Origin of the sequence: Rhodovulum sp. 12E13 (genome assembly GCF_003340565.1) — a bacterium.
In the GTDB taxonomy this organism is placed as follows: domain Bacteria; phylum Pseudomonadota; class Alphaproteobacteria; order Rhodobacterales; family Rhodobacteraceae; genus HLUCCA09.
This window is the reverse complement of record NZ_QPLK01000065.1, coordinates 1-5,907: the sequence shown is the minus strand read 5'-3', so window position 1 is coordinate 5,907 and position 5,907 is coordinate 1. Positions and strand designations below refer to the sequence as shown.

Genomic DNA, 5,907 nt, shown 5'->3' with positions numbered 1-5,907 from the left:
GCTGTAGCGTTTCACCCATGGCGTGCTCCGAGGGCTGCTGTCGGACTTGGTGTAGCAACTTGATTCTACAGAGCTTTCGCGGGCACGCCAGCCATTACCCCCGATTTCGATGAATAAGGCGGGCTCAGAGAGTGACGTTGCGCCTTCGGGCCGCCACCACAGTCAACAGCTCATCGCGCATAACCCTCGAAAACAACGGAAAAATCCGGCCGCAGCCGGAGCGGGAGAACTCTTTCGCGAGGGCAAGTGGCGGAGGGGATGGGCCTGACGTCCAACCTTCTCCAGTCTAAATTATTGTTTTCACTCATGCCCCGCACGCGACACGTTCGGCGATAGTATCTGGAAAGCAAGCTCAAGCGGGCTGGCCGAGCTTCAGCCACTTCTGAGCGAAAGCCAGCTTTTCAAGTACTGTGGAGGGTGTAACGAATGGGTAGAGATCGCTGACACCGAGCGCGCGATTCACATGGTTGAGGGCGACGCCGATCTCCATCGCCGCGGTCAGAAGACGAGCGGCGTCCTCTTCCGCATAGGCATCATAGCCGGCTCCGGAAAATGCTTCCGAAGACAGGCGGGCCGCCGCGAAACTGTCGACCATGTCCACAAGGTGCAGTGCATGAGCCGCGCTTTCGGCCCAGTCCTCGTGCGGGTGCGCCGATGCGTAGGACGAGATATGGGCGTTTTCCCATCCCTCGGGCGGGCCTGTCTCGTAGTGCCTCATCAGGGCGGCACCGTAATCCGCGGTCTCGTCGCCGAAAAGCGCGTGAAAACCGTCCCGGAACGTCTCCGTAACTGCCAGACGCTCGAACAGGAAATGCGCGATCTCGTGGCGGAAATGACCCACCATCGTGCGGTAGGGCTCGCCCATCTCCTCGCGTCTGCGCACCCGCTCGGCGGCATCGCTTTCGGCGAGGTTGATCGTGACGAGGCCCGACGCGTGGCCCATCGTGATGTCGGCGGGTCCGGAGGCGGTGGCCTCTGACAGCATGTGGAATTCGGGGCGCGGACCTTGATCTTCCGGGCCGAACCAGCCCCACCGCCGCAGCCCCGCCAGCACCCGCCGCTTCGCCTGCTCGGCCTTCGACCAGAGCAACTGGTTGCCCGCGACAGAAAGATCCGGGAGGACGGTGGTCAGGGCGCAGCTTTCGCAGAGACCGCCGCCAGAGCCGGCGACCCAGTTGCAAGAGATCTGCTCGCGGTTCGCGCAGAACGACGTTTCGGTCACGAAGCAACTTCTGCCGGGATCGAAAGCGACTGCCGCGCCACAGGAACACGACATGTTATCGAAGAACAGGCGACCACTGCAGGTGGGACACTCGAAGATTTTCATTTGCGTGGTCCGGATTGTTGGGGAGTGCGCCTTGGCACGGCGTTCGGCGACGAAACGTGGTGACGGCCGTCAGCTCGTCAATCCTGTGTGGCCGCAGCCGGAGCAGCCTGCTCGTCAAGCGGTACACCATCCCACAGGCCGAGAGCCAGCAAGACTGCAACGACGATCCCAAGTGCTGCTGCAATTCCAAGAATGGCGGGCCAGTGACGGCGTTTCTGCTTTTCGATGTTTGTCTTTGGTGCGGACATGAATATTCCCCTCGATTTGGTTTCTGTAACCAGCTGGTTGGCTTCCGTATTACGGTAAAGCTTCACAAGGACAAGGCATCACGGCACAGGCCCGTCAGCTCGGATCCGATCGGGTGCGGCGCTGCGGATGGCAGCCATTTCCCCAGCCAGAAGTGGCGCGGCCTCGGCACGCGCGATCGCCTCGCGTGACATCGCCATGCAGGCGTGGGCGAAAAGCTCGGGGGCGACGCCGCACAGGGCGGCCAACGCCTTCTGCAGCCTGATCTGGACCTCGGACAGCGCGGAACCGTCGCGCGCGATCGGACTAAAGGCGTCCTCGATCACATCCTGCACAAGGATCGGAGGAACGTGAACCCGGTCGAACCGCACCTCGGCGTCGTCGCGCAGGCGCCACCGCGCCAGAAGCCGGACATGACGTCCGATGATGTCGATCGCCGTGCCAGGATCGTTGACGGCCGGCGACAACGCGCGAGAGGCGATCTCGGTCAGGACGATAACCCCGAACCGCGGATCTTCGTCGAAATTCCGGGACGGCCCGATGGTGACGCCATTGCGCAGGTCGGCCAGCTGCCTGTCGTCGAGCGACGATGTCTTCACCGACAGCAGTGGTGTGCCCGGCGCGACGAAACTGCCGGGCAGACGATGAAGAAACACATCCGTCTCGAGGCTTTCCCCGCAGTCCTGAAGCGCCTGCATGTCGACATGCTGGATGTAGCCGGTGTCTTCTGCACCGATGATCGCGGCTTCCGTGGGCGGCGCATCACGCAGCGGCCTGCCGCCGAGAAAGGGGTTTTCCAACCGCCGCATCAGAGCGTCGCAGGCCGCGCGCTCGACCCGGTCGAGCGTATCGCCCATGCGACCGAACTGCATCAGGTGACCGATCCACCGGATCAGCGCGACGACGACGAGGCCGATCACCAGCACAGTGAACAGGAACACCACCACCTTGCCGGAGGCATCGTAGAAATCTGCGTGAAGCGCCACGAGGCCGACGAGCCCGAACAGAAAGGCGCCAAGAAACGTGGCCAGCACGTTTTGCGTCGTGCGATCCTCCTGCAGCAGCACCGTCGCGCGCGGTGTGGCCGACCCCGCAGCCGCGGCGAAGGCCGAAACCGCGATTGAAAGCGAGAAGGTCGTCACCGCCAGCATCGACGAGGTCAGGATGCCGAGGAGTTGCGACACCGCCTCGGAGCCGGTCTGCAGCGCAAGCGCGGGCGGCAGATACGGCGAAAGGACCCGGGCAAGGACAGCCGCGAGCAAGGCGAGGATCGCGAAACCGACGACGCGGACCCAGACCTTCTTGAGGAACTCCCGAAGATACCAGGCATAGCGCGAGATCACGGCCCGTTCCGCCTTGTCTTGCGCGCCGCATGGGCGTCAATCGAGCGCATCATGGCCCATTGCCTTGCAGTCGGAGAGATCCGACCCGCCCGCGCCCGCGACATCCTTGGCAAGGTCGCGCAGCGCGTTGCGCAGCCCTTCCTCGAGGACCGGGTGGTAGAATGGCATGGCCAGCATGTCGGCGACGGTCATGTGCTGCTCCACGGCAAGCGCCAGCAGATGCGCCAGGTGTTCGCCACCCGGCACGCACATCTCGGCGGCCAGCAGGCGTCCGGTCTCGCGCTCGGCATGGATGCGCAACAGGCCGGCGGCGGTCTGCGCCATGCGGGCGCGCGCCTGTTTCGAGAAATCCGCACTGCCGGTCGCGATGTCCGCATCGCCGAGATCCGATAACGGCGGGCCGACCCGCGCCACCTGAGGGGACGAGAACACGATGGACAGCGGGGCGCGTCGGCACAGCCCGGCGCTGCTTGCGTCCGGCGCGGCCATGCGGCCGGCGATGTGCCCCTCGTCCGCGGCCTCGTGCAGCAGCGGGCGATACCCGTTCGCGTCGCCGGCCAGGAACACGGGCAGATCGCCGATGCGCAAGCTGGCGGGATCGACCTCTGGCAGCCCGTCATCGTCGAGCGGTACGCCGAGCGTTTCCAGCCCGAGACCCTCGATATTCGGTCTGCGCCCTATCGCCGCCAGAACCGCGTCGGCCTCGAAAGACCCGCCCGCGCCGGTCACCCGGATCGCGCCTCCGGTATCCTCAAGGTCCGCCGGAGCGCCGAGATGTAGTGCGATTTCAGCCCCGATCAGCGGGCGGAAGGCGACCAATACCTGCGGATCGTCGATGCCCGCCAACGCCTCGATCGCGTCGAAGCCAGCCACCTCCAGCCCCAGCCGGGCCAGCGCCTGCGCGATCTCGACCCCGATGGCGCCCATGCCGATCACGGCGATGCGAGGCGGCAGGTCCGTCTGTTCGAACAGCGTGTCCGTGGTCAGGATGCGGTCGCCGAACGCGCGCCACGGCTTTGGCACGATCGCGCTGCTGCCGGGGGCGAGGATGATCGCGCGCGCCTCGACCGTCTCGCCTTTCACCTCGAGGCGCCCGGGGCCAAGCAGGCGCGCTCGACCCGAGATGGCACGCTCGCCCAACTTTTCGGGCACCGCTTCGGGCCCCTTCACGAACCCGTCGCGCATCGCGCGCACGCGTGCGAGAACGGCGGGGATGTCCGCGCTCAGGTCGTCCGCACCGCGGATGCCGAATTCCTCGAACGTGCCGCGCCGGTGAAAGGCGTTCGCCGCCTCGATCAGCGCCTTGGACGGCATGCAGCCCACCGCCGCGCAGGTCGTGCCCCAGTGCCCGTCGTTCACCAGCAGGAAATCGTCGGTGTAACGCCGCACCTCGCGCAGGGCCGAAAGCCCCGCGCTGCCCGCGCCCACGATGACGGTGTCGACCTTCACCGGCTCACTCGTCCGCGTCGGCCTCGGCCTTGGTCTCGTGCTCGGTGCCGGGTGCGTGCTCGGGCGGGCTGTAGGTGGTAAAGAGCTTGAGCATCCCCGATCCGGTGTTCTTGAAGTTGTGGAAATGCCCCGACGGCACGATGCTGACATCGCCATCGGCGATTTCGGTCTCGGTCTCGCCGATCTTCGCCACGCCGGACCCGGCGACGAAGTAGAGCAACTGGTCGTGCCCCTCGTGCACCTCGCCGCCGATCTCGCCGCCCTCGGGGATGGCCATCAGCACAAGCTGCGTCTTGTCGCCGGTCCAGAGAACCTTGCGGAACTCGTCGTTCGCGCGGGCGAGTTCGACGACAGGCAGTGTAAGTTTCGTGGTCTCGGACATGGTGCGGCCTCCTCGTGCCATGATTTGACGCGTCTGCTCAGGACTTAGCCCGCTATTCAACCAGCAAGCAATCGGCTACCGTCAGAACGCGTGCATCTGCACCCCCCCCTCAACAGGAAGGAATCGCTCCGATGTCCGAACGCGACCAGTATATCGAAAAAGCCAAGGCGAAGATCGACCAGTGGAACGCCGAGATCGACAAGATGAAGGCGCAGGTCGACGAGGCCGAAGCCGACGCGAAGATCGAGGCGCAGAAGCAGCTCGACGAGGCGCGCAAGCAACGGGACGAGGCGGAGGCCAGGCTGAAGGAACTTCGCGAGGCCAGCGACGACGCATGGAGCGACATGAAGGCGGGCTTCGACAAGGCCTGGGACAGCATCTCCGCCGCCTTCGACAGCGCCATGGCCCGCTTCAAGTGAGGAAATGCCGATGACCTTCCTCGATACCCTGCGGGCGGCAGGGCTCGCAGCTCTGCTCGCCATGCCCGCCGCGGCGCAGGACCCGGACGCGCTGACCACCGCCGACGAGGTGCGTGCGGAAATCTCCGACGCGATGGACGCCATCGCGGCCTATTCGGAGCAGGAGCGCGACCAGGCGCTGGCCGAGGCGCGCGAGGCACTCAACCGTCTCGACGCCGAGATCGAGCGGCGCGAGCAGGCCCTGCGTGAGAACTGGTCGGAGATGTCTGACGCCGCGCGCGAGACCGCCGAGGCGCGGCTGCGCGACCTGCGGCAGACGCGCAACCGCCTCGGCGAGCGCTACGGTGCGCTGGAGTCCGGCGCGAGCAGCGCCTGGGACGAACTGAAGACCGGCTTCTCCGACGCCTGGGGAGCTTTTTCAGAAGCGTGGAGCGCGGCAGACGACGCCTCCAACAACTGACCGTCCGGCCCACGCCGCCCGCGCAAGGATCGCGGGCAGCGAAGGGTCGGACCGAAGCATTTCTGTAGACCCCGCGTTATTCATCGAAATTGGGGGAAATGGCTGACGTGCCCGCGAAAGCTCTGTAGAATCAAGTTGCTACACCAAGTCCGACAGCAGCGTTCGGAGCACGCCATGGGTGAAACGCTACAGCCGGTCGCCACGGGCTTCAACAGGTCTCTGCGTGTCGAGAGCCGGGCCGAGCGGCTGACCAGTGACGCCGGGGCCGTGGTGCTGCGGGA

The 5,907-nt window shown here is 65.6% G+C and carries 7 protein-coding genes; 2 read left to right on the top strand and 5 right to left on the bottom strand.

What is annotated here, in order from left to right; all coding sequences use genetic code 11:
- Positions 1–352: 352 nt before the first annotated feature.
- From DLJ49_RS20585 to DLJ49_RS22640, 5 genes are all read right to left on the bottom strand, one after another.
- Entirely contained in the window at positions 353–1,327 is a 975-nt protein-coding gene (locus tag DLJ49_RS20585) for a zinc-binding metallopeptidase family protein (protein WP_115395389.1), read from the bottom strand.
- Positions 1,328–1,404: 77 nt separating this feature from the next.
- Positions 1,405–1,641 (bottom strand): hypothetical protein, encoded by a 237-nt coding sequence (locus DLJ49_RS21565; RefSeq protein ID WP_147277382.1) that lies wholly within the window; start codon positions 1,639–1,641, stop codon positions 1,405–1,407.
- Positions 1,642–1,653: 12 nt separating this feature from the next.
- Complete coding sequence (locus DLJ49_RS20580) at positions 1,654–2,916, bottom strand: DUF2254 domain-containing protein (RefSeq protein ID WP_115395388.1); 1,263 nt, start codon at positions 2,914–2,916, stop codon at positions 1,654–1,656.
- A 36-nt stretch (positions 2,917–2,952) separates the two neighbouring features.
- The gene (locus DLJ49_RS20575; RefSeq protein WP_115395387.1) at positions 2,953–4,365 is read right to left on the bottom strand and encodes a dihydrolipoyl dehydrogenase; all 1,413 of its coding nucleotides are present in this window, start codon (positions 4,363–4,365) and stop codon (positions 2,953–2,955) included.
- Positions 4,366–4,369: 4 nt separating this feature from the next.
- Positions 4,370–4,747: a cupin domain-containing protein gene (locus DLJ49_RS22640; protein ID WP_115395386.1), complete on the bottom strand. Its 378-nt coding sequence runs from the start codon at positions 4,745–4,747 to the stop codon at positions 4,370–4,372.
- Positions 4,748–4,878: 131 nt separating this feature from the next.
- Between DLJ49_RS22640 and DLJ49_RS20565 the strand changes: the two genes are divergently transcribed.
- Together DLJ49_RS20565 and DLJ49_RS20560 are read left to right on the top strand one after the other, a co-directional pair.
- Entirely contained in the window at positions 4,879–5,166 is a 288-nt protein-coding gene (locus tag DLJ49_RS20565) for a sll1863 family stress response protein (RefSeq protein WP_115395385.1), read from the top strand.
- Positions 5,167–5,176: 10 nt separating this feature from the next.
- Positions 5,177–5,626: a sll1863 family stress response protein gene (locus tag DLJ49_RS20560; protein ID WP_115395384.1), complete on the top strand. Its 450-nt coding sequence runs from the start codon at positions 5,177–5,179 to the stop codon at positions 5,624–5,626.
- Positions 5,627–5,907: the final 281 nt, after the last annotated feature.